The sequence below is a fragment of the Klebsiella sp. 1SOBk5mer genome (genome assembly GCF_046603115.1).
Lineage (GTDB): Bacteria > Pseudomonadota > Gammaproteobacteria > Enterobacterales > Enterobacteriaceae > Klebsiella > Klebsiella quasipneumoniae.
Map to the genome: position 1 here is coordinate 151,429 of NZ_JBKIUU010000006.1, position 25,516 is coordinate 176,944.

Sequence of the window (25,516 nt, forward strand, 5' to 3'; positions counted from 1 at the left end):
CTTACTTCTGGAACCATTTGTTATAGATGGTCTGGTAAGTGCCGTCTTTCTTCACTTTTTCCAGCGCAGCGTTAAATTTCTGCTGCAGGTCGGTGTTGCCCTGACGCACGGCAATGCCCAGCCCGGTGCCGAAATAGGCTTTGTCGGTCACTTTATCGCCCACGGCCGCCAGCTTCGGATTGCTCTTCAGCCATTCGGTGACCACGGCGGTATCACCGAAGACCGCGTCAATACGACCGTTCTGCAGATCCAGCTTCGCATTCTGGTAGCTGTCGTAAGGCACGGTGGTGATTTCCGGATGTTTATCCGTGATAAATTTCTGGTGGGTGGTGCCGTTCTGTACGCCCACTTTTTTGCCCTTCAGCTGGTCAATGCTGGTGAACTTGCCCTGCTGACCGACGAACAGCGCCGAGTTGTCATAATACGGGGTGGAGAACAGGACCTGCTTTTCACGCTCAGGCGTGATGTCCATCCCGGCCATGACCGCGTCGAAACGGCGGAATTTCAGGCCCGGGATCAGGCTGTCAAAGGCCTGGTTGGTAAAGGTACAGGTGGCGTCGATCTCTTTACACAGCGCGTTAGCCAGATCCACATCGAAACCGACGATCTGGTTGTTGGCATCCACCAGCTCAAACGGAGGGTAGGAGGCCTCGGTGGCGAAACGAATGGTTTGCGCGGCGGAAGCGGAGAGGCTCATGCCTGCGAGCAGGGCGGCAATCAGTACTTTTTTCATCGTCATTTCCCCGAAAAACATCAGTGTGAAAGATAGTTTTTAAACGCGTCAGTTTGCGGATGCGTGAAGCAGGAGGCATCCCCTTGCTCGACGATATGGCCATTTTCCATATACACCACCCGGCTGGCCGTCTTGCGCGCCACTTCAACTTCATGGGTGACGATAACCTGGGTGATGCCGGTTTCAGCCAGCTCGCGGATGATACTAACGATCTGGGCGGTGATTTCCGGGTCGAGCGCCGCGGTAGGCTCATCGAACAGCAGAACCTGCGGCTCCATCATCAGCGCGCGGGCGATCGCCACACGCTGCTGCTGACCGCCGGATAAATGCAGCGGGTAACGATCGCTGTAGGGCTTCAGACGCAGGCGCTCCAGCAGCTTCTCTGCGCGAGCCAGCGCCTGATCCTTGCTTAACCCCAGTACGCGACAGGGGGCCTCGATCAGGTTCTGCTGTACCGTCAGGTGCGGCCACAGGTTGTACTGCTGAAAGACCATGCCGACGTTCTGCCGCAGTTCGCGAATCGCTTTATCGGACGGCGCTCTGGTGAAGTCGAAATGGTTACCGGCGATGGTTAATGAACCGGAACGCGGCATCTCCAGCAGGTTGAGTACGCGCAGCAGCGAGCTCTTCCCGGCACCGCTGGGGCCGAGCAGCACCAGCGTTTCCCCCTGCGGGCAATCCAGCGTGATGTCGAACAGCGCCTGGTGCGCGCCGTAGAAGCAATTAATGCCGTTTAGTTTAATACTCATCTGGGCAGTCTGATACGAATAGCTATTGAGGCCGCAAATACTACCTTTGGCAGAATAGTTATGCAATATTTATGCGTTAAAAGTTAAATCTAAACCACGTTTAGCTTTAAAGTTAGCACAAAATATTGCCTGGTGGGTGAGGGGGGAGTAAATGTCGGCATTCTCGGGGCGAATACCGACATTTTACCGGGGTTATCGTTTCAGCGACGTCGCTTCAACTCCGGAACTAACGTTTCTCCAGACTCTGTCGCAACGTCCCGGCCGGCGCGTGGCTGTTGTTGCCGAGATAGCGAACGTCATCGACGGCCCAGCACTGGCCTTCCTGGATCATCAGCACTTCGTCTTTCCAGCTCTGGGTTCCCTGCTTCAGCTCCACGCGCAGCGGAATGTTGCGCGCATCGCGATTAGGGATGGTTGAGGCGCTGGCGACGACGGCGCTGTCCGCCGGGGTGCTGCTGCTGGAGAACAGGTTAGCCTGCAGCAGTTTGCTGTTGGCCGGATCCTGACGGGCGTCATTGAGTAACTTCGCCAGGCCGTCGCTGAGATAGGGGCGCAGCGCCGCCGGATCCTGCGTACGGTTCTGGAGCTGGGTGTCGTAGAATTTTTGCGCTACGTCGTCAGGGCCGCCTTCGACACAGGGGCCGCTGCGGGTGCCATTATCTTTATAGGCCGGGGTGACGGTCGTACAGGCGCTGAGCGCCAGCGCGCAAGGGAGAAGTGCTGCAAGAAGTTTGTAGCGCATGATGATTTCCTTATAAGCGAACTACGTTTTCAGTTTCCGTTAAAGCATAGCGTATAGCGTGCGGATTGTACTTGACGCAAAGAGCTAAGACCTTGATGTGACTACGGCCTTAGGGCAGGACATCGACAGGGAAGATCGCTGTATGATATTAAGGCAGGTAAATCTGGGGGCCGTTTAAAAATAAACAGACTTTTTGGGCAAACAAGAAACATTACCCGGGCAATATGATAATGTTTCTTGAAATATAAGATTAATTACTTCTTCTTATAGATGTTAGCGGAGATGTGCAGTTTTTTATCGGTATTACCGGAAGAGAGCACGATAACGTCTGCGCCTTTCTCATCGGCCTTTTTAATCAGTTCTTCACGGGCATCGCTGGGTGCAGTCTGACCGGTAGAAGAAATGGTACCGATTTTAGTATATTGCGTATGGACCTTATCGAAGGCTTCTTTCGTTAAAATTTCTGCAGAGAAGGCGTTCGCCGTTAAAAACAATGCTGCACCTGCCACTAAAGCTGCATATTTCATATTTTTAGACTCCATTGTTTATCTTGCTATCATCATGCTCTTGTTTTATCTCACCAATGAGCGGTTTCAGATTGTACTAACACCGTTTTTTTTTCAAGTGGAATACTGCAATTTTATGACGGTTAGTTAACTCTTTTTTAAAGAAAAGATGACGTATTTCGCATTGATAATGCTTGCTTTTTTTTGCCGGATACACATAGGGAGAGGACCAGACCCTTTTCATCTGACGTTAGCAGAAAATCAGCTTAAGGCGCCGGGGCAGAAAGGGGGGCAGCGTTGACAGACATTCCCGGAAACATGGTTTATCATAAAGCAAAGCAGGGTCTGCGCCCATGGTCATGCAGGTCACCAGGGAGATAAGATGTTAACAAATAAGCAAGAGGGCGTCCGCCAGCTGCGAACCGAGCTGTGGGCCACCAGAGATAATGTCCAGCGCCATGCGCTATCCATGAGTATGCCCTGGCTGGCCTTTGTCAATATCGCTTTTGCGTTAATGGTTTTCTTCCGCAATTTTATCTTTACTCATTTTGATAAGAAGCTGTTAACGCACCAGGCGGTTATTCCTTATGTCGAAGTCGCGCTGATCGCGGTTATTATTATTTCGGTAATTTTAGCCATTATTGCCGTCACGCCGCGCCTGGCGCAGGGGCGCTATACGTTGAGCATTATCACCGGCCTGCAGCTGGCACTCAGCCTGTGCTGGTCCCTGAGTAATTACTGTTTCATCTTTTTCTGGACACTGCCCTTCGCCTGGCCGCTGCTGGTGATATTAATGACCACCGGCCTCGCCGCGCTGTATCACCATTGGCCCGGCATTATCGCTTTTTTGCTTCCGCTATGGGGAACCGCCCTGCTGGCGGGACTACAGATCCACCCTCACACTGAGGTCCGCTTTTTGATCCTGTGGGGCATTTTTACGGCGATTTTACTCTATGGCAGGCGTATTCTTAAGCGCTGGTATGATGAGGCCTGGAATACGCATCAGGAAAATATGCGGCTTATTCAGCGGCTGGAAAGCATTGCCAACCAGGATGCATTAACCGGGACCGCGAATCGCCGGGCGCTGAATGCCTATCTGGCGGAGATTTGGCAGCAAAAAACGCCGTTGGCGCTGATGATGATCGACGTCGATTACTTTAAGCGTTACAACGACCACTATGGCCATCAGGCTGGCGACGATTGCTTATCGACTGTCGCCCAGGTGCTTAAAATGGCGGTACGGGCCGAGGGCGATCTGGTCGCCCGCTACGGCGGCGAAGAGTTTGTCATCGCCCTGCCGGGGGTTTCCTTAGCGCGAGCCACCTCCATTGCCGAGCGCATTCAGCAGAAAATTAGCGAGGCGGCGATCCCCCATGAGGCTTCGGCGGTGGCCTCGGTGGTGACCGTCAGTATGGGGGTCGTCGCCTCCGACGGCACGGTTCCGATGGAGACGCTGATCGCCCGGGCGGACAGCGCGCTGTACCAGGCGAAAAATAAAGGACGAAATCGATGGTCTTATTAACCCGGAGACGCTGCCGGGCAAGGATGAAAGAATGACACGGATTGCGCTGATCGCGCTGCTGGCGTTACTGCTAAGCGGCTGTGCCGGCGAAAAAGGGATTATCGATCGCGATGGATACCAGCTGGACACCCGCCATCCGGCGCAGGCGGCCTATCCGCGAATAAAAGTGCTGGTGATCCACTATACGGCAGACAACTTTGATACTTCTCTGGCGACCCTGACCGATAAAGAGGTCAGCTCCCACTATTTAATTCCTGAACAGCCGCCGCGCCACCATGATAAACCGCGGATCTGGCAGCTGGTGCCGGAAGAGGATCTGGCCTGGCATGCCGGTGTCAGCTACTGGCGCGGCAGCACGCGCATCAACGATACTTCCATCGGTATTGAACTGGAAAACCGCGGCTGGCAGAAGACCGCGGGAGGTAAAAGCTTTACCCCCTTTCACCCGGAACAGATCGCGGCCCTGATCCCGCTGGCGCGCGATATTATCACCCGCTACCACATCGCGCCGCAGAACGTGGTGGCCCATGCCGATATCGCCCCGCAGCGCAAAGACGATCCGGGGCCGTTGTTCCCCTGGCAACAGCTGGCGCAGCAGGGGATTGGCGCCTGGCCGGACGAGCAGCGGGTGGCTTTTTATCTGAACGGGCGGCCGCCCAGTGAGCCAGTGGACCCTGAGGAGGTGCTGGATTTGCTGGCGCGCTACGGCTATCAGGTCACGCCGGAGATGACTCCCGCGCAGAAGAAACGGGTAATTATCGCCTTCCAGATGCACTTCCGCCCCCAGCGCTGGGATGGCGTAGCGGATGCGCAAACCGAAGCGATAGCCGAGGCGCTGTTAGAGAAATATGGCCAGGGTTAGCGGTGAAGTTTACCGTGGTCGCGTAACCAGGCGGCGGTACGCACAATCCCGTCGTCCAGCGTCACCACCGGCTGATAGCCCAGCTCATCCTGCGCGCGCGTGATATCGAGCGTAAAATCAAAATTAAGTTTAGAGACGCCGTAGTGGGTAAAGGCCGGCTCTTTGGCCGTTTTATCGCCAAAACGCTCCATGCTGCGGGCGATAATATCCAGCATCGGGTAGGGAACTGAACGGATCCGGCATTTGATGCCCAGCTCATCGATCAGTTTCTGCACGATGCTGCGCAGAGTGCGCGGTTCGCCATTGCTGATATTCCACGCGCGGGCGGAGGGAAGATGATCGCAGGTCGGCTGGCTCGCCAGCCACATCGCGTGGACGGCATTTTCATAATAGGTCATATCGACCAGCGCGCTGCCGCCCCGCGGCAACAGGACGCTGCCGTAGTGCTGCATCATTTGCGCCAGCCGGGGAATAAAGACTTTATCGTGCGGCCCGAACAGGCTCTGCGGGCGCAAAATGGTAAAACGGGTGTGCGGGTTGGCCTGCGCCAGCAGGTTGATCACCTCTTCGCTGGCCGCCTTGCTGCGGGCAAACTCATTGGCGAAGCGGTGCGGGCGGAAATCTTCCTGAATATCGCGATGGTGGTGATAATCAAAATAGAGCGAGGGCGAAGAGATATGGACGAAATTGCGTACGCCCCATGCTACCGACCATTCGCCGAGGCGGCGCGTGGCGCGGACGTTAGCGAGATCGAAAGCCTGTTGCGTGCCCCAGGGCGAGGTGAAACTTGAGCAGTGCCACAGGGTATCGATACCGGCGAGCATCACTTTAGCCTGCGAAGAGACCAGCTCGGTTAAATCTGCCGGGATGAATTCCGCCCCCATTTTGCTCAGAAGCTTACCCATCGCTTCGTTGCGCCCGGTCGCTCGCACGCTGATGCCCTTGTTGCGCAGATATTCCACTGCGTTGCGGCCTAATCCGCTGGTCGCACCGGTAACCAGTACCTTCATATTACTCTACTGTCCCAGAAAAGAATTTCGTGCGCATTTTTCCGTGATTCTCCCGACTATGCAATGAGAATCATGAAAGAATAATGCTTATCCTTCGACTCTGCCTGAGATTTGTTCGGCCAACCGGGCGATGCGTTGCGCCATACCGCGGAAAATAAACAGGTGCGCCGGGATCATCAGCAGCCAGTAGACCAGGCCCGGCATACCGTGCGGGTGCCACCAGGCGCGGACGTCCAGTTCACGACGATCGCCTTTATCGTTAATGGTAAAGCTTAACCGGCCCAGTCCCGGCGCTTTCATGCCGAACAGCAGAGTGAGCTGTTTTTCTTCCTCCACGATAATCACCTTCCAGCTGTCGACCGTATCGCCGGTCTGCAGATAGTCGCGCTGCGGTCGCCCTTTGGCCAGCCGGTGGCCGACCAGCAGATCCATCGCGCCGCGGGTTTTCCACAGCAGATTGCCGAAAAAATATCCCTCTTTACCGCCGATTTGGTTAACGACCTGCCACAGGGCTTTGCGGCTCGCCTGAGTGGTGATGGTGCAGCCTGCCTGTTTCGGATAATAGCCATACTCCGGTCGCCAGCGGGCGAAAGCCTGGGCGTCGTAGCCCCAGTCGCTGGAGTTTACCAGCTGCTCTTCTTCTTTCAGGGTGCGGCGAACCGCCTGATCGAAGGGGACCAGCGTTTGCGGGATCAGCGCCCGCAGCGCCCGGTCATCGGCGATCAGATCGTGCTTCAACCCTTGAATTAGCGCTTTGGCGATGGTCGGCGGCACCGAGGTGATGACATTGAGGAACCACACCGAGATCCAGCGCGTCGGCAGGGGAATCGGAATGAGCGGGCGGTGTTTGCCGCTGACGGCCATAAAGCGAATGAACTGCTGCTGATAGCTTAACACCTCCGGACCGGCGGCTTCGAAGACGCGGTGCGCGTCGGAAGGGTGATTCAGTAGCTCAACGAGGTCAACGAGCAGGTTTTCCAGCGCGACAGGGGTGGTACGCGAACGCACCCAGCGCGGGGGGGTCAGCACCGGCAGGTTATAGACCATGTCGCGCATCACCTCGAAGGCGGCGGAGCCGGCGCCGACGATAATTCCGGCCCTCAGCTCGGTTACCGGCACGCCCGACTCGCGCAGGAGATCGCCGGTGACCTGACGAGCGCGCAGATGGTCGGACTGCTCCTGCGCTGGAGCCTGCAGCGAGCTGAGAAAGATAATCTGACGCACCGGCGTCTGGCGCAGGGCATCGCGAACATGCGTCGCCACCCGACGCTCATGGGCGATAAAATCGCCGCCTTCGCCCATGCCGTGTACCAGATAGTAAAGGGTATCGATACCTGTGAGCAGCGCAGGCAGAGCCTGCGGCTGATTGAGATCGACTGACCGGCAGGTGACGCCGGGCAAAGCGAGTTTTTGCAGTCGGTCGGTATGGCGCGCCGCCGCCAGCACCGGATAACCCCGTGCGCTTAATTCGCGGACTAAATGCTGACCAATATAGCCGCTGGCGCCGAGCACCAAAACCGATTGCGACACGCCTGACTCCTTAGCGTTGTAAAAAAGCCTGCCAGTGGGCGACCACTTCGCTCAACTGCTGACGATTGACATCCAGGTGAGTGACCAGACGGACGATGGGCGAGGCGTTGATCAGCACGCCGCGCGCCTGCATAAACTCGCCGAGCGCCCGGGCCTGTTCATCACCGACGCGAACGAACAGCATGTTGGTATCGTGACGGGTGACGTCGGCGCCGATGGCGCGCAGCTGATCCGCCATCCACGCGGCGTTATCATGATCCTCCTGCAGGCGCTGCACGTTATTTTTCAGCGCGTACAGCCCGGCGGCGGCCAGAATGCCCGCCTGGCGCATCCCGCCGCCGACCATTTTCCGCCAGCGAACGGCGCGGCGAATGTACGCCTCACTGCCGACCAGCAGCGAGCCAACCGGGGCGCCAAGCCCCTTTGACAGGCAGATGGTGAAGGAGTCGCAGTACTGGGCGATATCGCGCAGCTCACAGCCGTAGGCGACCACGGCGTTAAAGATGCGCGCGCCGTCGACGTGCAGCGCCAGATCGCGCTGGCGGGTAAACGCCCAGGCTTCCTGGAGATAGTCGCGCGGCAGCACCTTACCGTTATGGGTGTTTTCCAGGCTCAGCAGGCGGGTCGGGGCAAAATGGATATCGTCAGGTTTGATTTTCGCTGCGACTTTATCCAGCGGCAGCGAGCCGTCCGCCGCGGCGTCAATCGGCTGCGGCTGAATACTGCCGAGAACCGCCGCCCCGCCGGCTTCGTACAGATAGTTATGCGCCCCCTGGCCGACGATATACTCTTCGCCGCGCTGGCAGTGGCTGAGCAGGCCGACGAGGTTGGCCTGGGTGCCGGTGGGCAGAAACAGCGCCGCCTCTTTGCCGGCCAGGTCGGCGGCGTAGCGCTGAAGTTCATTGACGGTAGGGTCGTCGCCATACACATCGTCCCCGACCGGGGCGGCCATCATGGCTTCCAACATGGCGCGCCCGGGACGGGTAACGGTATCACTGCGCAGATCGATCACGGCTTTTCCTTGTTCTGGTTCAGAGTATTGCTTCTGTTTTACCTGAGCCAGTTGGTTTTCGCCAGTTCGATGACTTCATCGCCGCGCCCGCTGATGATCGCCCGCAGCATATACAGGCTAAAGCCTTTCGCCTGCTCCAGCTTGATCTGCGGCGGGATCGCCAGCTCCTCTTTGGCGACCACGACGTCGACCAGCACCGGACCGTCGGTGCGGAAGGCGGTCTGCAGCGCTTCATCCACCTCGGCGGCTTTCTCAACGCGAATACCTTTAATACCGCAGGCTTCGGCGATGCGGGCGAAGTTGGTGTCGTGCAGCTCTGTGCCGTCGGTGAGATAGCCCCCGGCCTTCATCTCCATCGCCACGAAACCCAGCACGCTGTTGTTAAAGATGATAATTTTCACCGGCAGCTTCATCTGCGCCAGCGACAGAAAATCCCCCATCAGCATGCTAAACCCGCCGTCGCCGCACATGGCCACCACCTGACGCTCCGGCGCGGTGGCCTTGGCGCCAATGGCCTGCGGCATGGCGTTGGCCATGGAGCCGTGGTTGAATGAACCCAGCAGGCGGCGTTTGCCGTTCATCTTGAGATAGCGTGCCGCCCAGACGGTCGGGGTGCCGACATCGCAGGTGAAAATGGCGTCTTCATCGGCAAAATGGCTGATCTGCTGCGCCAGATATTGCGGGTGGATCGCCTTCTCGCTGGGCTTCGCCAGATCGTCGAGTCCTTTTCGCGCGTCGCGATAGTGCTCCAGCGCCTTATCGAGGAAGCGGCGATCGGTTTTCTCTTCCAGCAGCGGCAGCAGCGCCTTTAACGTTGATTTGATGTCGCCCACCAGCGCCATATCAACCTTACTGTGCGCGCCGATGCTGCCGGGGTTAATGTCGATCTGAATAATTTTGGCGTCGGTCGGATAGAAGGCGCGATAGGGGAACTGGGTGCCGAGCAGGATCAGAGTGTCGGCATTCATCATGGTGTGGAAGCCAGAAGAGAAGCCAATCAGCCCGGTCATGCCCACATCATACGGGTTGTCATACTCCACATGCTCTTTACCGCGCAGCGCATGGACGATGGGGGCTTTAATTTTTGCTGCGAACTCCACCAGCTCCTGGTGGGCGCCGGCGCAGCCGCTACCGCACATGAGCGCGATATTGCTGGAGTAGCGGATAAGCTGCGCCAGCTTGCGCAGCTCCTCGTCGGCCGGGGAGACCGTCGGCAACGGCGCATGGTACCAGTGGCTGCTGGCGCTCTCCGGGGCGGCTTTCAGCGCCACGTCGCCGGGCAGAACCACCACCGATACGCCGCGGTTAATCACCGCCTTACGCATCGCCACCGCCAGCACCTGCGGGATCTGCTCCGGGGTGGAGACCAGCTCGCAGTAGTGGCTGCATTCGCGGAACAGCTCCTGGGGATGGGTCTCCTGGAAATAGCCGCTGCCAATCTCGCTGGAAGGGATGTGGGCGGCAATCGCCAACACCGGGACATGGTTGCGGTGACAGTCAAACAGACCGTTGATCAGGTGCAGGTTACCCGGACCGCAGGAACCGGCGCAGACCGCCAGTTCGCCGGTCAGTTGCGCCTCCGCGCCGGCGGCGAAAGCAGCGACCTCTTCGTGCCGGGTGGCCATCCAGTCGATGGTGCCCATGCGGTTCAGGCTATCGCTCAATCCATTGAGGGAATCGCCGGTGACGCCCCAGATACGTTTCACGCCGGCCTGTTCCAGCGTTTTGGCAATGTATGCGGCCACGGTTTGTTTCATGATCTCCATCTCCTTTTTTTGATAACGCCTTCAAGCTTAGATGAAACTGCAGCGTACGTTGCCGATTTCCCTCAATTTTTCGCTGGTTTTATTGCTGAAGTATTGGGCATACTCTGGGGTCTCACAGGGTGTAAAACAGGAAGCACATCAAATGGTTAAGGGATTGTTAAACACAGTAAACAGAACGCTGTCGCATGAAGATGCCGGTAAACTCTTGTTACGACTCGCCGTCGGCGGGTTAATGCTGTTTCACGGTTTGCACAAGCTGCTGGATGGCGTGGACGGCATCAGCGGGATGCTGGTGGCGAAGGGGTTGCCGGGGTTTATCGCCTACGGTGTGCTGGTGGGGGAAGTGGTTGCCCCCTGTTTGTTGATTGTCGGCATCCTGACGCGCCCAGCGGCGCTGGTGTTGGCTTTCACCATGGTAGTGGCGTGGCTGATGGTCGGTCTCGGCAAGACGTTTGCGCTTGATGCGGTGGGCGCGTGGGCGATTGAGAATCTGGTCTATTTCTTTGTTGGCGCGCTGGCGATTGCGCTTTTGGGCGCCGGGCGTTACTCGCTGGCCGGTCAGTCGGTCTGGCGATAGCCATGCGCCGAAAGGCGGAACAACTGCGTACGACGTAAAGCAGAAACAGAGGCCGGATAAGCATAGCGTCATCCGGCCTTTTAAGGTCAGGCCAGAACCAGATCGCCCAGCGGGTGACAGGAGCAGGCCAGCACATAGCCGTCGGCGATTTCGCCGTCGGTCAGCGTCATGGTGCTGGTGACGCTATACTCCCCGGAAACGACTCTGGTTTTGCAGCAGCCGCAGACGCCGGCGCGGCAGGCGACGGTCACCGGCACCTGATTGCTCTCCAGCGCATCGAGCAGGGTGGTGCCCACCGGCGCGTAAAATTCTCGCGCCGGCTGCAGTTTGGTGAATTTCAGCCCGCTGGTGGCGGCCTCCGCCACCGGGGTGAAGAACTTCTCCTTAAAGAAGCGGGTAACACCCAGGGCGGCAACGTCCTGTTCAACTTTCTCCATATACGGCGCTGGCCCGCAGGTCATCACGGTGCGGCTGGCGATATCCGGTACGCTCTGCAGTAGTTCCGGGGTCAGACGGCCGGCGACAAAACCGTGCGTCGCGTGGTGCTCCGCCACCAGGGTAACCGGATAGTTGCGCCACTCTTCGGCAAAGATCACATCCTCCGGCGAACGAACGCTATAGATCACCTGCACGTCGGCCTGCGGACGGTACTTCGCCAGCCAGCGGCGCATCGACATGATCGGCGTGACGCCGCAGCCAGCGGCCAGCAGCAGGAACTTATCATCCGCTTTATCCTCGCAGGTGAAATCCCCCATCGCGTCGGACAGCCAGATATAGTCGCCGCGCTTTACGTCGCGGGTGAGCCACTGTGAGCCCGCGCCATCGTCAATACGGCGAACGGTCAACGTAATATATTCGCTGACGCCCGGCGTGGACGAAATAGTGTAAGCGCGCAGGGTCTCTGCCGAATGACGCACGCTGACCAGGGCGTACTGCCCGGCACGGTACGGATAATAGTCATGGCAGAGCAATGAAACGGTCCACACATCCGGCGTTTCCTGATGGATGTGATGCACCTGCATTCGCCACGGGCATTGTGAGGTTGGCATGGTCATCAGGGACTCCTTACGCGCTCAGCAGCTGCTGCATATCTTGTTCCACGGTGGTCACGGAACGCAGACCAAACTTCTCATTGAGGATAGCCAGCAGATCCGGAGTGAAGAAGCCAGGCGCCGTCGGGCCGGTGACAATGTTTTTCACGCCGAGAGACAGCAGCGTCAGCAGGATGACGATCGCTTTCTGCTCGAACCAGGAAAGCACCAGCGACAGCGGCAGATCGTTGACGCCGCAGCCCAGTTTTTCCGCCAGCGTGACCGCCAGAATAATCGCCGAGTAGGCATCGTTGCACTGCCCGGCATCCACCAGACGCGGCAGGCCTTCGATATCGCCGAAGTCCAGCTTGTTGAAGCGGTATTTACCGCAGGCCAGGGTCAGGATCAGGCAGTCGTCCGGCACGCTGGTGGCGAAATCGGTGAAATAGTTACGTTCCCCGCGGGCGCCATCGCAGCCGCCGACGAGGAAAATGTGACGCAGTTTTTCCCGGCTGACCAGATCGATCAGTGTGTCCGCCGCGCCGAGCAGGGTCTGACGGCCAAAGCCGACGGTGATCAGATGCGGGATTTCGCTGTACGGGAAGCCAGCCATCTGCTGCGCCTGGGCGATAACCGGCGCGAAGTCTTCACCTTCCAGGTGGTTCACGCCCGGCCAGCCGACGATGCTGCGGGTCCAGATACGATCGTCGTAGGCGCCGACGGTGGGGTCGATGATGCAGTTAGAGGTCATGACGATGGGGCCCGGGAAGCGGGCGAACTCCACCTGCTGGTTCTGCCAGCCGCTGCCGTAGTTCCCAATCAGGTGTTTGAATTTACGCAGCTCCGGATAGCCGTGCGCCGGCAGCATTTCCCCGTGGGTATAGACGTTAACGCCGGTGCCTTCGGTCTGCTCCAGCAGGTTATAGAGATCTTTCAGGTCATGGCCGGAGATCAGGATGCACTTGCCCTCGGTCGCTTTAACGTTGACCTGGGTTGGGGTCGGATGACCGTATTTGCTGGTCTCACCGGCGTCCAGAATGCTCATGACTTTGAAGTTCATCTGGCCGATCTCCATTGAGCACTCCAGCAGCGCGTTCATATCGGCAGGCCAGGTACCCAGCCATGCCATGATTTTATGGTACTGGGCGTAGATGTCGTTGTCGTACTGGCCGAGAACGTGCGCGTGCTCCATATAAGCCGCAGCGCCTTTCAGGCCGTACAGGCACAGCAGGCGCAGGCCGAGAATGTTGTCGCCGATGGCCGCTTTGTCTTTGTTCGGAGTAAATTCCGCCGCCTGACGCTGCAGGTCGCCGAGATCGTCGCTAGCCAGTTGCAGAGCGGCCATCGGATTGTTAACCGTCGCGTGGGCATCAATGTTCAGGCACTGCGCTTTAAGCGCTTCACGCATGGCGATAGCCTGGCGCGCATAGCCAACGATACGCGGGGAGTCGAAGTTAACGTTAGTCAGCGTAGAGAAAAAAGCGCGCGGCGCAAAGCCATCGACGTCGTGGTCGATAATGCCATATTCGCGGGCCTTGAGCGCCCAGGCGGAGAGGCCTTGCAGTGACGCAATCAGCAGATCCTGTAGATCGGAGGTTTCCGCTGTTTTACCGCACATCCCCTGCGCGTATGAGCAGCCGTTGCCGGCCGGGGTACGAATGGTTTGTTCACATTGCACACAAAACATGGTCACACCTTTAAAGTTATATTTGATATACATGTTTAAGGTTATGCCCGAGCGCGTGAGGAGAAAAGGTATTTCTGATACAACTTAAAGGGAGATTGATTTAGCGCAAAATTGGCGGCAGGAAGTCTGCCGCCAGCGCCTGCTCAGGCGGCAAAAAAGGCGATCAGGATCGGGACCAGCAGGCTCAGCAGAAAACCGTGCACGATGGCGGCAGGGACGATCTCCACGCCGCCGGAACGCTGCAGCACCGGTAAGGTGAAGTCCATGGAGGTGGCGCCGCACAGCCCCAGCGCCGTGGAGCGGCTACGGCGAATCAGGCCCGGAATTAACATGATGGCCAGCAGCTCGCGGCACAGGTCGTTAAAGAACGCCGCGCTGCCGATCACCGGGCCAAAGGATTCGGTCAGTAAAATACCGGAGAGTGAATACCAGCCGAAGCCGCTGGCCATCGCCAGACCGGTCTTTAGCGGCAAATCCAGAATAAAGGCGTTGAGGATGCCGCCGAGTAATGAACTGGCCGTGACCACCACGGCGACGATCATTCCCCGCCGGTTAAGGACTATTTGTCGCAGACTCATTCCATTATTGCGTAATTGAATACCGACGAGGAACAGGAGAAAGATCAGCGTATATTCGCTGGCTTCGGTGGCGTGTTGTAAAAAAGACAGGCCGGTCAGGCCAAGCAAGAAACCGAGCACCACCACACCGCACAGCTGGAGTGATTCCAGGGCCATGGCCAGGCGCGAGGGTAATTTCTCCTGACGATGCAGACTGCGCCAGGGCATTTTTCTTTCCAGCCACAGCAGAGCGGTAATATTACACAGTAAAATGATGACCACGCTCACCGCGGCGTAATGCAATATCGCCAGCAGATTGCTGGCCAGATTGTCGAGAAACGCCAGGCTGATACCCATAAAAAAGAGGATCACATAGACAATCCAGCTCAGCATCCGGTTAATCAGTTTTAACGCGGAGGAGTGACGAAGAGGCAGTAAATAGCCGACGACCAGCGGCAACAGAATGATGAACAGTCCCGAGAACATGAACGATGCAACCCTTGCATGATGAGAATAGCGCTCATGACACTATCCAAATAGCCGGGCAGAGTAAAGCTGTCGCCAGAAAGAAAAAGCCCGGGGACCCGGGCTTTAGAAAAGATTAATCGCGTTTTTCCAGCAGAGTGCGGTACAGCACGCCGCCGAGGATCCCGCCGACGATCGGCATGACCCAGAACAGCCACAGCTGCTGCAGCGCCCAACCGCCCTGGAAAATCGCCACCGCGGTGCTGCGCGCCGGGTTGACCGAGGTGTTGGTGACCGGAATGCTGATCAAATGGATGAGGGTCAGCGCCAGGCCGATAGCGATCGGCGCGAAGCCCGCAGGCGCGTGTTTGTCGGTAGCGCCATGGATAACCAGCAGGAAGCCGCAGGTCAGTACGATTTCAATAACGATAGCCGACAGCATAGAGAAGCCGCCCGGGGAGTGTTCGCCATAGCCGTTGGAGGCAAAACCGCTGGCGGCGGCATCAAAGCCGGCTTTACCGCTGGCCACCACGTACAGCACCGCGGCGGCAATAATTCCGCCGACCACCTGGGCGATAATATAGCCAATGACCTCTTTCGCCGGGAAACGACCGCCGGCCCACAGGCCTAAGGTCACCGCCGGGTTGAAATGACCGCCGGAAATATGGCCAACCGCATACGCCATGGTTAATACGGTTAAACCAAATGCCAGCGCCACGCCGGCAAAACCGATACCCAGCTCGGGAAATGCTGCGGCAAGGACGGCGCTACCGCAGCCGCCAAATACAAGCCAGAAGGTGCCGAAGCATTCGGCTGCTAATTTTCTGAACATAACCACCTCAATTTAAATGTTTACGCGCACGAGCGGACCGTGCCGTTCTTTATTTATCGTGATAAGGGACGACGATAAAAATAAAGCGGCGTTATTCTAGAGATAATCGCCATCCCAGAGCCAGTTAAATATATTGATATTATTTGATTTAGGGCAAGGTGAAGGGATTGCTTTTGCCAGTTTAACTATTCCTATATCCATCCAAGATTATCAATAGTGTAGAACATAACGTCTGAAATAAAACTATTTTGTTCGATGAATAATCAACAGCGGTTAATAGGCGGTAAGTGTGTAATTTTATGAATATATTTAACCTCCTGAATAGGATGCGCGAGGTGACTAAGCGGAGTGTCATCTTGCCGCCGCCCTCGCTATACTGTTGATTACTGAAGGAGAGTGGTGGTGTAGCGGAGGGGATATGCTTCTTGAGCGCGTAGAAATCGTCGGTTTTCGCGGTATCAATCGTCTGTCGTTGATGCTCGAGCAAAATAACGTCCTGATCGGGGAGAACGCGTGGGGGAAGTCCAGTCTGCTTGATGCGCTGACCCTGCTTTTGTCGCCAGAGTTCGATCTTTATCACTTTGTTCGCGATGACTTTTGGTTCCCCGCGGGCGACATCCAGGGGCGCGAGCACCATTTGCATATTATTCTGACCTTCCGCGAAACGGAGCCGGGACGCCATCGGGTGCGGCGTTTCCGTCCGCTTCAGCGCTGTTGGGTGCCCTGTGATGACGGGTATCACCGGGTGTTCTACCGCCTGGAAGGCGAACTCGCCGATGATGACAGCGTGATGACCCTGCGCAGTTTTATCGATGGCGAAGGCGAAGCGCTGGCGCTGGAGGATATCGATGAGCTGGCCAGACACCTGGTGCGTTTGATGCCGGTGCTGCGTCTGCGCGACGCGCGCTTTATGCGGCGCATTCATAACGGAACGGTACCGCACTCGCCGCAGATAGAGATCACCGCCCGCCAGCTGGATTTTCTGTCCCGCGAACTGGTCAGCCACCCGCAAAATTTATCCGACGGTCAGATCCGCGAGGGGTTGTCGGCCATGGTGCAGCTGCTGGAGCATTATTTTGCCGAGCAAAGCAGCGCCCAGACGCGACATCGCCTGATGCGGCGGCGTTCCCATGATGAACAGCGTAGCTGGCGTTATCTGGATATTATCAACCGGATGATCGACAAGCCCGGCGGGCGCAGCCATCGGGTGATCCTGCTGGGGCTGTTCGCCACCCTGCTGCAGGCGAAAGGGACGGTGCGCCTCGATCGCGACGCGCGGCCGCTGCTGTTGATTGAAGATCCCGAGACCCGCCTGCATCCGATCATGCTCTCCGTCGCCTGGCATCTGCTGAATTTGCTGCCGTTGCAGCGGGTGACCACCACCAACTCCGGAGAGCTGCTGTCCCTGACGCCGGTGGAGCAGGTGTGTCGGCTGGTGCGTGAATCGGCGCGGGTGTCGGCATGGCGGCTGGGGCCCGGCGGAATGAATGCCGAAGAGAGTCGGCGCATTGCCTTTCATATCCGCTTCAATCGCGCCTCATCGCTCTTCGCCCGCTGTTGGCTGCTGGTGGAGGGGGAGACGGAAACCTGGGTTATCAACGAACTGGCCCGCCAGTGCGGCCATCATTTTGATGCTGAAGGGGTGAAAGTCATTGAATTCGCCCAGTCGGGCCTGAAGCCGTTGATCAAATTCGCCCGCCGGATGGGGATCCAGTGGCACGTGCTGGTGGACGGCGATGAGGCAGGGAAAAAATATGCTGCGACCGTACGCGGCCTGCTGAATAACGATCGCGAGCTGGAGCGCGACCATCTGACCACTCTGCCGGCGCTGGATATGGAACACTTTATGTATCGTCAGGGATTTGATGACGTTTACCACCGGGTGGCGCAGATCCCGGATAATGTGCCCATGAATATGCGGCGGGTGATCACCAAGGCCATTCATCGTTCATCCAAGCCGGACCTGGCGATTGAGGTGGCAATGGAAGCCGGCCGCCGTGGGGTGGACGCAGTGCCGACGCTGCTGAAAAAAATGTTCTCGCGGGTACTGTGGCTGGCCCGCGGTCGCGCCGATTAATCTCTTCGCCGTCGGGGGGCTCGGCGGCGCAAAGCTCTCCGGCAGCTAAACAAAACGTCATTGGCGCGAAAAATGGATGTTCTGTTGCCAACGGGTTTCGATAGAATCACCGCCTGGATCGGCAGGGAAACAGCAGGAATCGGAATATGAAATTGAAGGGAAAACGCAGGACCGTCTGGTGGCTGTTGGCGATCGTGGTGCTGGGTCTGGCTGTCTGGGGATGGCGGATCCTCAACGCGCCGCTGCCGCACTACCAGACACTGGTGGTGCGCAAAGGCGATCTCCAGCAGAGCGTGCTGGCTACCGGCAAGCTGGATGCCCTGCGAAAAGTTGACGTCGGCGCCCAGGTCAGCGGACAGCTGAAGACGCTGCACGTGAATATCGGCGATAAGGTCAAAAAGGACCAACTGCTGGGGGTTATCGATCCTGAGCAGGCGCAAAACCAGATCAAAGAGGTGGAAGCGACGTTGATGGAACTGCGCGCCCAGCTCAATCAGGCGCGCGCGGAGAGTAAGCTGGCGCAGGTGACCCTGGCCCGTCAGCAGCAGCTGGCGCAGCGCCAGCTGGTCTCGCGACAGGACCTCGATACCGCGGCCACCGACCTGGCGGTGAAACAGGCGCAAATCGGCACCATTGAAGCGCAAATTAAGCGCAACCAGGCGACGCTCGACACCGCGAAGACCAACCTCGACTACACGCGGATCCTGGCGCCGATGGCTGGCGAAGTGACGCAAATTACCACCCTGCAGGGACAGACGGTGATCGCTGCCCAGCAGGCGCCGAACATTCTGACCCTGGCGGACCTCAGCACCATGCTGGTTAAAGCGCAGGTCTCCGAAGCGGATGTCATCCATCTCAGACCGGGTCAAAAGGCGTGGTTTACCGTGCTGGGCGACCCGTTAACCCGCTATGAAGGCAAGCTGAAGGACATTCTGCCGACGCCGGAAAAAGTCAACGACGCCATCTTCTATTATGCCCGCTTCGAGGTCCCGAACCCGCAGGGGATCCTGCGCCTCGACATGACCGCGCAGGTGCATATTCAACTGGCCGAGGTGAAGAACGTGATCACCATCCCGCTGAGCGCCCTGGGCGATGCGGTCGGTGATAACCGCTACCACGTCCGGCTGTTGCGTACCGGCGAGGTCAAAGAGCGTGAGATTGTCATTGGCGCGCGCAATGATACCGACGTCGCGGTGGTGCAGGGACTTGAAGAGGGGGATGAGGTGATCGTCGGCGAGAGCGCGAGCGGGGCGGCAAAATGACGGCCCTGCTCGAGCTGCGTGATATTCGTCGCAGCTATCCTTCCGGCGACGGCAGCGTTGAGGTCCTCAAGGGGATCACCCTCAGTATCCATGCCGGGGAGATGGTGGCGATCGTGGGCGCCTCCGGCTCGGGTAAATCAACACTGATGAACATCCTTGGCTGCCTTGATAAACCCACCAGCGGCACCTATCGGGTGGCGGGAACCGATATTGCGCAGCTGGATGGCGATGCGCTGGCCCGTCTGCGGCGGGAACACTTTGGTTTTATCTTTCAACGCTATCACCTGCTGTCGCATCTGACCGCCGCGCAGAACGTCGAAGTGCCGGCGGTGTATGCCGGCAGTGAACGGCGGGCGCGCCTGGCGCGCGCTCATGAGCTGCTGGTGCGCCTGGGGCTTGGCGATCGCGCCGACTATCAGCCGTCGCAGCTGTCCGGCGGCCAACAGCAGCGGGTCAGTATCGCCCGCGCCCTGATGAACGGTGGGGAAGTGATCCTCGCCGATGAGCCGACCGGCGCGCTGGACAGCCATTCCGGCGAAGAGGTGATGGCGATCCTGCACCAGCTGAAAGCGCAGGGGCACACGGTCATCATTGTCACTCACGATCCGCAGGTCGCCGCTCAGGCGGAGCGGATCGTCGAGATCCGCGATGGCGAAATCGTCCGCAACCCCTCCGCCAGCCGCCAGGGCGGTGGGCTGCGCGCCCGTCAGCAGGAGGAGCCCTCGGCGTGGCGTCAGTTCACCAGCGGCTTTCGCGAGGCGCTGGTCATGGCCTGGCGGGCGATGGCGGCGAATAAAATGCGCACCCTGCTGACCATGCTCGGCATTATTATTGGGATTGCCTCGGTGGTGTCGATCGTCGTGGTGGGCGATGCCGCCAAACAGATGGTGCTGGCAGATATTCGCGCGATAGGCACCAATACCATTGACGTCTACCCTGGCAAGGATTTTGGCGATGACGACCCGCGTTATCAACAGGCGCTGAAGTATGACGACTTGCTGGCGATCCAGAAACAGCCGTGGGTGCGTTCCGCTACGCCGGCGGTGTCAAAAAGCCTGCGTCTGCGCGCCAACAATATTGACGTAGCCGCCAGCGCGGAAGGGGTGGGGCCGCAATACTTTAATGTTTACGGCATGACCTTTAGCGAGGGCAATACCTTTAATGAGCTGCAGCTCAACAGCCGGGCGCAGGTGGTGGTGCTCGACAGCAATACCCGTCGCCAGCTGTTTCCCAACAAAGCGAAAGTGGTGGGCGAGGTGATTCTGGTGGGCAATATGCCGGCCACGGTGATTGGCGTTGCGGATGAAAAGCAGTCGATGTTCGGCAGCAGTAAAATTCTCCGCGTCTGGTTGCCCTACACCACCATGGCGGGAAGGGTGATGGGCCAGTCGTGGCTGAACTCGATCACCGTCCGCGTTCATGAAGGCTATGACAGCGACACCGCTGAAAAGCAGCTGCTGCGTTTGCTGGAGCTGCGGCATGGTAAAAAAGATGTATTCACCTGGAATATGGACAGCATCTTGAAAACCGCCGAAAGGACCACACATACCTTACAGCTGTTCCTCACATTGGTGGCGGTGATCGCCCTGGTGGTCGGCGGGATTGGCGTGATGAATATTATGCTGGTGTCGGTGACCGAACGGACGCGTGAGATAGGCATCCGCATGGCGGTTGGCGCCCGGGCCAGCGATGTGCTGCAGCAGTTTCTCATCGAAGCGGTGCTGGTTTGCCTGGTCGGCGGCGCGCTGGGGGTGACATTGTCGCTGATGATTGCGTTTATTCTGCAGCTGTTTCTCCCCGGCTGGGAGATCGGTTTTTCGCCGCTGGCGCTGGTGACAGCGTTTCTCTGTTCGACGTTAACCGGGGTGCTGTTTGGGTGGCTGCCGGCGCGCAATGCGGCGCGGCTCGATCCGGTGGATGCCCTGGCGCGGGAGTAGTCGGGATGAGAAATAAAAATGCCAGTCAGAAGGACTGGCATTTTATTAGCAGGATGTACACAATGAAGCAAAAGAGTTATGCAGCCGTTTCCGCTTCCACAGGGACGATCACGCTGGCGTGGTTGCCTTTTGGCCCCTGGTGAACATCAAACCGAACGGCTTGTCCGGCTTTTAGCGTTCTGTAACCATCCATCTGGATGGTGGAGTAATGGGCGAAAATGTCTTCGCCGCCGCCCTCAGGGCAGATAAAACCGAACCCTTTGGCATTGTTGAACCACTTAACAGTACCCATTTCCATACTTCGACATCCTTCGTAAATCTTTATTAGTAAGATGGAATGAACCGGTGGTGGAGTGACGAGTTGTTCAATTGCTCGCCAACTCTCGCCACTACAATTTAGAGAAATACGAAAACGCGTCAAGCGATTGAGGAGGGGGAGCGGCGAAAAATGCGTCAAAATTTGAAGCAGTTAACGCTATTGCCGGGGAATGTGACAGCCGTCGCGGATAGAAGCGATAGATGATAGTTATCTATGATCTGTTGTAGATTTGTGATGAGCATAACCTCTGGTCATCGACAGGCCTCCGCCTGTTGGCAACAGCAACCGATGATGAACACTGACGATGAGTAAGAGAGATTGGCTGGACTTCGAGCACCTGGTTGACGACGAAGTTCGTGATGCGATTAAACCGCCATCTATGTATAAAGTGATATTGGTCAATGATGACTACACTCCAATGGAGTTTGTTATTGACGTGTTACAAAAATTCTTTTCTTATGATGTTGAACGTGCAACGCAACTGATGCTCACGGTTCACTATGAAGGTAAGGCGATTTGTGGCGTGTTTACCGCGGAAGTGGCGGAGACCAAAGTCGCTATGGTGAATCAGTACGCGAGGGAGAACGAGCATCCATTGCTGTGTACGCTGGAAAAAGCCTGAATACAGGCATGAAAATTGGGGGAGGTGCCTATGCTCAATCAAGAACTGGAACTCAGTTTAAATATGGCTTTCGCCAGAGCGCGCGAGCACCGTCATGAGTTTATGACCGTCGAGCACTTGCTGCTGGCTCTGCTAAGCAACCCCTCGGCCCGTGAGGCCCTGGAAGCGTGTTCAGTGGACCTGGTGGCATTGCGTCAGGAACTTGAAGCCTTCATCGAACAAACCACACCCGTCCTGCCAGCCACGGAAGAAGAGCGCGACACCCAGCCGACGCTGAGCTTCCAGCGTGTGCTGCAGCGCGCCGTCTTCCACGTGCAATCTTCTGGCCGCAGCGAAGTGACCGGCGCCAACGTGCTGGTGGCGATTTTCAGCGAGCAGGAGTCGCAGGCCGCCTACCTGCTGCGTAAACATGAAGTGAGCCGACTCGATGTGGTGAACTTCATTTCTCATGGTACACGCAAAGACGAGCCGAGCCAGTCTTCCGATAACAGCGGAAGCCAGCCTGGCAATGAAGAGCAAGCCGGCGGGGAGGAACGTATGGAAAACTTCACCACCAACCTCAATCAGCTTGCTCGCGTCGGCGGCATTGATCCCCTGATCGGCCGTGAAAAAGAGCTGGAGCGCGCCATTCAGGTTCTGTGCCGTCGGCGTAAAAATAACCCGCTGCTGGTGGGGGAATCCGGCGTCGGTAAAACCGCCATCGCCGAAGGCCTTGCCTGGCGTATTGTGCAGGGCGATGTGCCGGAAGTCATGGCTGACTGCACCATCTACTCGCTCGATATTGGTTCTCTGCTGGCCGGGACGAAATACCGTGGCGATTTTGAAAAACGCTTTAAAGCGTTGCTCAAACAGCTGGAGCAGGATACCAACAGCATCCTGTTCATTGATGAGATCCACACCATCATCGGTGCGGGGGCGGCGTCTGGCGGTCAGGTCGATGCGGCTAACCTGATCAAACCGCTGCTTTCCAGCGGCAAGATCCGGGTGATTGGCTCCACCACTTACCAGGAGTTCAGCAACATCTTTGAGAAAGATCGTGCGCTGGCCCGCCGTTTCCAGAAAATTGATATTACCGAACCGTCGGTGGAAGAGACCGTCCAGATTATCAACGGCCTGAAGCCGAAGTACGAAGCGCACCACGATGTGCGTTATACCGCCAAGGCGGTGCGTGCCGCGGTTGAGCTGGCGGTGAAATACATTAACGATCGTCATCTGCCGGATAAGGCGATTGACGTGATTGACGAGGCAGGGGCGAGGGCGCGCTTAATGCCGGTCAGCAAGCGTAAGAAAACGGTTAATGTGGCGGATATCGAGTCAGTGGTGGCGCGCATTGCGCGGATCCCTGAGAAGAGCGTCTCCCGCAGCGATCGCGATACGCTGAAAAACCTTGGCGATCGACTGAAAATGCTGGTCTTTGGTCAGGATAAGGCCATCGAGGCGCTGACGGAAGCCATCAAAATGGCGCGCGCCGGGCTGGGCCATGAGCACAAGCCGGTGGGTTCATTCCTGTTCGCCGGGCCGACCGGGGTGGGGAAAACCGAAGTGACCGTGCAGCTGGCGAAGGCGCTGGGTATCGAGCTGCTGCGTTTTGATATGTCCGAATATATGGAACGTCATACCGTCAGCCGTTTAATCGGGGCGCCTCCGGGCTACGTCGGCTTCGATCAGGGCGGGCTGCTGACCGATGCGGTGATTAAACATCCGCACGCGGTGCTGCTGCTTGATGAGATCGAAAAAGCGCATCCGGACGTGTTCAACCTGCTGCTGCAGGTGATGGATAACGGAACGCTGACCGATAATAACGGACGTAAAGCGGACTTCCGCAACGTGGTGCTGGTGATGACCACCAACGCCGGGGTGCGGGAAACCGAGCGTAAATCGATTGGCCTTATCCAGCAGGACAACAGTCCGGATGCAATGGATGAGATCAAGAAGATCTTTACGCCGGAGTTCCGTAACCGTCTCGACAACATTATCTGGTTCGATCACCTCTCCACCACGGTGATCCATCAGGTTGTCGACAAGTTTATCGTCGAGCTGCAGGTTCAGCTGGATCAGAAAGGCGTCTCTCTGGAAGTCAGCCAGGAAGCGCGCGACTGGCTGGCGGAAAAAGGCTACGACCGGGCGATGGGGGCACGTCCGATGGGACGCGTCATTCAGGACAACCTGAAAAAACCGCTGGCGAACGAGCTGCTGTTTGGCTCGCTGGTCGACGGGGGGCAGGTGACGGTCTCTCTGGACAGCGTGAAAAATACGCTGACTTACGACTTCCAGAGCGCGCCGAAGCACAAACCGGAAGCCGCCCACTAAGGCGATATCTTGCATGTAAAAACCGGCCACTGGCCGGTTTTTTTTTGCTGGCTGGCGGCAGAAATGAAAAGACCGGGAATTATCCCGGCCTTCAGCATCTGACGCCTTAGTGGCGAAAACAATCAGCGACTACGGAAGACAATGCGGCCTTTGCTCAGGTCGTACGGGGTCAGCTCAACAGTCACTTTGTCGCCCGTCAGAATGCGGATGTAGTTTTTACGCATTTTACCGGAGATATGCGCGGTTACCACGTGACCGTTTTCCAGTTCTACGCGGAACATAGTGTTAGGCAACGTTTCAAGTACGGTGCCCTGCATTTCAATATTGTCTTCTTTGGCCATCTAGTCCTCTGGGGTATCACTACCGTAGTTTTGAACCGGCAAGATAATGCCGAAGTTCATCATGTAAGTAAAGTTTTACGTGTCTACCCTGAATCATTCACCTTACCGCAAGGCGCGCAGTCAGCACGCCGGCAATGGAAATATGACGGGTATGAATCGCCGAAGTAGTTTTGGCGCATTGCCCGGGACACACACGGCCATGCCGCGTGACAGGCGCAAACGTAAAGGGGAGTGACAGAACGATGGGCGTTATCTGACTCTTATTATTCCCAAACGGCGGCGGGGCAACAGGCAGAAGCTACTCTACCGCGCAATTATACCATCCTGACGCAAAATGTGCTGAAAACATTTTATTATCCGCCCGGAAATAGCACCCGTGGTACCCAAAATCGCTCGGGTAGACGGTAGCCGCGTAATACCGAGAGATAGTCCAGATAATCGCGGCGGGGAATATCCACTGCGCCTAATGACGCGGTGTGGTTGTTCAGCACCTGACAGTCAATTAATTTACCGCCGCTCTGCGCAAAGTCCTGGCAAAATACCAGCAGCGCGGTTTTAGAGGCATTTTCCGCCCGGCTGAACATCGACTCGCCGCAAAACAATGCCCCCTGCGCCACGCCGTACATTCCCCCCACCAGGGTATTCTCCTGCCAGACTTCAATGGAGTGGGCATGGCCCAGCTCATGCAGCTGGTGATAGGCGCGAACGATGCTGCTGGTTATCCAGGTGCCTTCGTCACGATCGCTGGCGCAGCCCTCAATCACCTCGCCAAAGGCATGATTGAGCGTGACGCGGTAGGGGGAGCGCTGATGAAAGCGCTTCATGCTGCGGCTGAGATGGAACTGTTCCGGCCAAAGCACTGCCCGGGGATCGGGCGACCACCAGAGGATCGGGTCGCCGGGGGAAAACCAGGGAAAAATACCACGCTGATAGGCCATCAGCAGACGCGCGGGGCTTAGATCGCCGCCGAGCGCCAGCAGGCCGTTAGGTTCACGCAGGGCGCCTTCCGGAGAAGGGAAGGCGATAGAATGCCGGGAGAGCTGAACCAGACGCATTTTAACCTCAAT

General features: G+C 57.5%; 23 protein-coding genes. 8 read left to right on the forward strand and 15 right to left on the reverse strand.

Annotated elements, in window-relative coordinates; genetic code table 11:
• Window position 1: 1 nt before the first annotated feature.
• The 4 genes from artI to yahO form a co-directional block, all read right to left on the reverse strand.
• Complete coding sequence (gene artI, locus ACLH1U_RS15305) at window positions 2-733, reverse strand: arginine ABC transporter substrate-binding protein ArtI (RefSeq protein ID WP_002896390.1); 732 nt, start codon at window positions 731-733, stop codon at window positions 2-4.
• A 20-nt stretch (window positions 734-753) separates the two neighbouring features.
• On the reverse strand, window positions 754-1,482 hold the full coding sequence (gene artP, locus ACLH1U_RS15310; RefSeq protein WP_032428704.1) for an arginine ABC transporter ATP-binding protein ArtP: 729 nt from the start codon (window positions 1,480-1,482) through the stop codon (window positions 754-756).
• A gap of 226 nt (window positions 1,483-1,708) precedes the next feature.
• Window positions 1,709-2,224: a lipoprotein gene (locus ACLH1U_RS15315; RefSeq protein ID WP_023288991.1), complete on the reverse strand. Its 516-nt coding sequence runs from the start codon at window positions 2,222-2,224 to the stop codon at window positions 1,709-1,711.
• A 254-nt stretch (window positions 2,225-2,478) separates the two neighbouring features.
• A complete protein-coding gene (gene yahO, locus ACLH1U_RS15320) occupies window positions 2,479-2,751 on the reverse strand; it encodes a DUF1471 family periplasmic protein YahO (RefSeq protein ID WP_023288992.1) in 273 nt (90 codons plus the stop codon).
• 361 nt (window positions 2,752-3,112) lie between these two features.
• Between yahO and ACLH1U_RS15325 the strand changes: the two genes are divergently transcribed.
• Both ACLH1U_RS15325 and ACLH1U_RS15330 read left to right on the forward strand, forming a co-directional pair.
• On the forward strand, window positions 3,113-4,252 hold the full coding sequence (locus ACLH1U_RS15325; protein WP_023288993.1) for a GGDEF domain-containing protein: 1,140 nt from the start codon (window positions 3,113-3,115) through the stop codon (window positions 4,250-4,252).
• Between the two features lie 31 nt (window positions 4,253-4,283).
• Window positions 4,284-5,114, forward strand: a complete 831-nt coding sequence (locus ACLH1U_RS15330; protein WP_049014687.1) for an N-acetylmuramoyl-L-alanine amidase — start codon at window positions 4,284-4,286, stop codon at window positions 5,112-5,114.
• Here ACLH1U_RS15330 and ACLH1U_RS15335 read toward each other — a convergent pair.
• The 4 genes from ACLH1U_RS15335 to poxB all read right to left on the reverse strand — a co-directional run bounded on the left by ACLH1U_RS15335 (window position 5,111) and on the right by poxB (window position 10,423).
• A complete protein-coding gene (locus tag ACLH1U_RS15335; protein ID WP_065881864.1) occupies window positions 5,111-6,124 on the reverse strand; it encodes an NAD-dependent epimerase/dehydratase family protein in 1,014 nt (337 codons plus the stop codon). The two genes, ACLH1U_RS15330 and ACLH1U_RS15335, sit on opposite strands and share 4 nt — an antisense overlap.
• 87 nt (window positions 6,125-6,211) lie before the next feature.
• The gene (locus ACLH1U_RS15340; RefSeq protein WP_072421365.1) at window positions 6,212-7,654 is read right to left on the reverse strand and encodes an SDR family oxidoreductase; all 1,443 of its coding nucleotides are present in this window, start codon (window positions 7,652-7,654) and stop codon (window positions 6,212-6,214) included.
• Between the two features lie 10 nt (window positions 7,655-7,664).
• Complete coding sequence (gene ltaE / locus ACLH1U_RS15345; protein WP_023288996.1) at window positions 7,665-8,666, reverse strand: low-specificity L-threonine aldolase; 1,002 nt, start codon at window positions 8,664-8,666, stop codon at window positions 7,665-7,667.
• A gap of 38 nt (window positions 8,667-8,704) precedes the next feature.
• On the reverse strand, window positions 8,705-10,423 hold the full coding sequence (poxB, locus tag ACLH1U_RS15350; protein ID WP_023288997.1) for a ubiquinone-dependent pyruvate dehydrogenase: 1,719 nt from the start codon (window positions 10,421-10,423) through the stop codon (window positions 8,705-8,707).
• Between the two features lie 151 nt (window positions 10,424-10,574).
• Here poxB and ACLH1U_RS15355 point away from each other — a divergent pair, with 151 nt between their 5' ends.
• A complete protein-coding gene (locus ACLH1U_RS15355) occupies window positions 10,575-11,009 on the forward strand; it encodes a DoxX family protein (RefSeq protein ID WP_032455253.1) in 435 nt (144 codons plus the stop codon).
• A gap of 86 nt (window positions 11,010-11,095) precedes the next feature.
• Here the strand turns inward: ACLH1U_RS15355 and hcr are convergent, their stop codons facing one another.
• From hcr to aqpZ, 4 genes are all read right to left on the reverse strand, one after another.
• Window positions 11,096-12,064 carry an NADH oxidoreductase gene (gene hcr / locus ACLH1U_RS15360; RefSeq protein WP_032455254.1) on the reverse strand — a complete coding sequence of 323 codons (969 nt, stop codon included), beginning with the start codon at window positions 12,062-12,064 and terminating at the stop codon, window positions 11,096-11,098.
• Window positions 12,065-12,074: 10 nt separating this feature from the next.
• Window positions 12,075-13,727: a hydroxylamine reductase gene (gene hcp, locus ACLH1U_RS15365; RefSeq protein ID WP_032455260.1), complete on the reverse strand. Its 1,653-nt coding sequence runs from the start codon at window positions 13,725-13,727 to the stop codon at window positions 12,075-12,077.
• Between the two features lie 143 nt (window positions 13,728-13,870).
• Window positions 13,871-14,770, reverse strand: a complete 900-nt coding sequence (locus tag ACLH1U_RS15370; protein ID WP_023289001.1) for a lysine exporter LysO family protein — start codon at window positions 14,768-14,770, stop codon at window positions 13,871-13,873.
• 115 nt (window positions 14,771-14,885) lie between these two features.
• Window positions 14,886-15,581, reverse strand: coding sequence for an aquaporin Z (gene aqpZ / locus ACLH1U_RS15375; RefSeq protein WP_004201355.1), 696 nt, complete (start codon window positions 15,579-15,581; stop codon window positions 14,886-14,888).
• 418 nt (window positions 15,582-15,999) lie between these two features.
• Between aqpZ and ACLH1U_RS15380 the strand changes: the two genes are divergently transcribed.
• The 3 genes from ACLH1U_RS15380 (at window position 16,000) to macB (ending at window position 20,857) form a co-directional block, all read left to right on the forward strand.
• Window positions 16,000-17,658, forward strand: a complete 1,659-nt coding sequence (locus ACLH1U_RS15380) for an ATP-dependent endonuclease (RefSeq protein ID WP_023289003.1) — start codon at window positions 16,000-16,002, stop codon at window positions 17,656-17,658.
• 146 nt (window positions 17,659-17,804) lie between these two features.
• Window positions 17,805-18,920, forward strand: a complete 1,116-nt coding sequence (gene macA, locus ACLH1U_RS15385) for a macrolide transporter subunit MacA (RefSeq protein ID WP_023289004.1) — start codon at window positions 17,805-17,807, stop codon at window positions 18,918-18,920.
• The gene (gene macB / locus ACLH1U_RS15390) at window positions 18,917-20,857 is read left to right on the forward strand and encodes a macrolide ABC transporter ATP-binding protein/permease MacB (protein ID WP_023289005.1); all 1,941 of its coding nucleotides are present in this window, start codon (window positions 18,917-18,919) and stop codon (window positions 20,855-20,857) included. The genes macA and macB overlap by 4 nt, the downstream gene beginning before the upstream one ends.
• Before the next feature lie 76 nt (window positions 20,858-20,933).
• Here the strand turns inward: macB and cspD are convergent, their stop codons facing one another.
• Window positions 20,934-21,155 (reverse strand): cold shock-like protein CspD, encoded by a 222-nt coding sequence (cspD, locus tag ACLH1U_RS15395; protein WP_002896516.1) that lies wholly within the window; start codon window positions 21,153-21,155, stop codon window positions 20,934-20,936.
• A gap of 325 nt (window positions 21,156-21,480) precedes the next feature.
• Between cspD and clpS the strand changes: the two genes are divergently transcribed.
• Together clpS and clpA are read left to right on the forward strand one after the other, a co-directional pair.
• Window positions 21,481-21,798, forward strand: a complete 318-nt coding sequence (gene clpS / locus ACLH1U_RS15400; protein ID WP_002896520.1) for an ATP-dependent Clp protease adapter ClpS — start codon at window positions 21,481-21,483, stop codon at window positions 21,796-21,798.
• 30 nt (window positions 21,799-21,828) lie between these two features.
• Entirely contained in the window at window positions 21,829-24,108 is a 2,280-nt protein-coding gene (clpA, locus tag ACLH1U_RS15405; RefSeq protein WP_032455257.1) for an ATP-dependent Clp protease ATP-binding subunit ClpA, read from the forward strand.
• Window positions 24,109-24,230: 122 nt separating this feature from the next.
• On the opposite strand, the gene infA is transcribed toward clpA, so the two are convergent.
• Both infA and aat read right to left on the reverse strand, forming a co-directional pair.
• Window positions 24,231-24,449 (reverse strand): translation initiation factor IF-1, encoded by a 219-nt coding sequence (infA, locus tag ACLH1U_RS15410; protein ID WP_001040187.1) that lies wholly within the window; start codon window positions 24,447-24,449, stop codon window positions 24,231-24,233.
• A gap of 353 nt (window positions 24,450-24,802) precedes the next feature.
• Window positions 24,803-25,504: a leucyl/phenylalanyl-tRNA--protein transferase gene (gene aat, locus ACLH1U_RS15415; RefSeq protein ID WP_023289006.1), complete on the reverse strand. Its 702-nt coding sequence runs from the start codon at window positions 25,502-25,504 to the stop codon at window positions 24,803-24,805.
• Between the last annotated feature and the right edge of the window lie 12 nt (window positions 25,505-25,516).

What these genes read in the sequence shown, in the direction of transcription:
- poxB (WP_023288997.1), bottom strand. Translation starts at nt 10,423, where the DNA reads ATGAAACAAACCGTGGCCGCATACATTGCCAAAACGCTGGAACAGGCC.
- ACLH1U_RS15315 (WP_023288991.1), bottom strand. Translation starts at nt 2,224, where the DNA reads ATGCGCTACAAACTTCTTGCAGCACTTCTCCCTTGCGCGCTGGCGCTC.
- macA (WP_023289004.1), top strand. Translation starts at nt 17,805, where the DNA reads ATGAAATTGAAGGGAAAACGCAGGACCGTCTGGTGGCTGTTGGCGATC.
- macB (WP_023289005.1), top strand. Translation starts at nt 18,917, where the DNA reads ATGACGGCCCTGCTCGAGCTGCGTGATATTCGTCGCAGCTATCCTTCC.
- infA (WP_001040187.1), bottom strand. Translation starts at nt 24,449, where the DNA reads ATGGCCAAAGAAGACAATATTGAAATGCAGGGCACCGTACTTGAAACG.
- ACLH1U_RS15355 (WP_032455253.1), top strand. Translation starts at nt 10,575, where the DNA reads ATGGTTAAGGGATTGTTAAACACAGTAAACAGAACGCTGTCGCATGAA.
- cspD (WP_002896516.1), bottom strand. Translation starts at nt 21,155, where the DNA reads ATGGAAATGGGTACTGTTAAGTGGTTCAACAATGCCAAAGGGTTCGGT.
- clpS (WP_002896520.1), top strand. Translation starts at nt 21,481, where the DNA reads ATGAGTAAGAGAGATTGGCTGGACTTCGAGCACCTGGTTGACGACGAA.
- ACLH1U_RS15335 (WP_065881864.1), bottom strand. Translation starts at nt 6,124, where the DNA reads ATGAAGGTACTGGTTACCGGTGCGACCAGCGGATTAGGCCGCAACGCA.
- hcp (WP_032455260.1), bottom strand. Translation starts at nt 13,727, where the DNA reads ATGTTTTGTGTGCAATGTGAACAAACCATTCGTACCCCGGCCGGCAAC.
- ACLH1U_RS15325 (WP_023288993.1), top strand. Translation starts at nt 3,113, where the DNA reads ATGTTAACAAATAAGCAAGAGGGCGTCCGCCAGCTGCGAACCGAGCTG.
- ACLH1U_RS15380 (WP_023289003.1), top strand. Translation starts at nt 16,000, where the DNA reads ATGCTTCTTGAGCGCGTAGAAATCGTCGGTTTTCGCGGTATCAATCGT.
- clpA (WP_032455257.1), top strand. Translation starts at nt 21,829, where the DNA reads ATGCTCAATCAAGAACTGGAACTCAGTTTAAATATGGCTTTCGCCAGA.
- artI (WP_002896390.1), bottom strand. Translation starts at nt 733, where the DNA reads ATGAAAAAAGTACTGATTGCCGCCCTGCTCGCAGGCATGAGCCTCTCC.
- aat (WP_023289006.1), bottom strand. Translation starts at nt 25,504, where the DNA reads ATGCGTCTGGTTCAGCTCTCCCGGCATTCTATCGCCTTCCCTTCTCCG.
- yahO (WP_023288992.1), bottom strand. Translation starts at nt 2,751, where the DNA reads ATGAAATATGCAGCTTTAGTGGCAGGTGCAGCATTGTTTTTAACGGCG.
- ACLH1U_RS15370 (WP_023289001.1), bottom strand. Translation starts at nt 14,770, where the DNA reads ATGTTCTCGGGACTGTTCATCATTCTGTTGCCGCTGGTCGTCGGCTAT.
- aqpZ (WP_004201355.1), bottom strand. Translation starts at nt 15,581, where the DNA reads ATGTTCAGAAAATTAGCAGCCGAATGCTTCGGCACCTTCTGGCTTGTA.
- ACLH1U_RS15330 (WP_049014687.1), top strand. Translation starts at nt 4,284, where the DNA reads ATGACACGGATTGCGCTGATCGCGCTGCTGGCGTTACTGCTAAGCGGC.
- artP (WP_032428704.1), bottom strand. Translation starts at nt 1,482, where the DNA reads ATGAGTATTAAACTAAACGGCATTAATTGCTTCTACGGCGCGCACCAG.
- hcr (WP_032455254.1), bottom strand. Translation starts at nt 12,064, where the DNA reads ATGACCATGCCAACCTCACAATGCCCGTGGCGAATGCAGGTGCATCAC.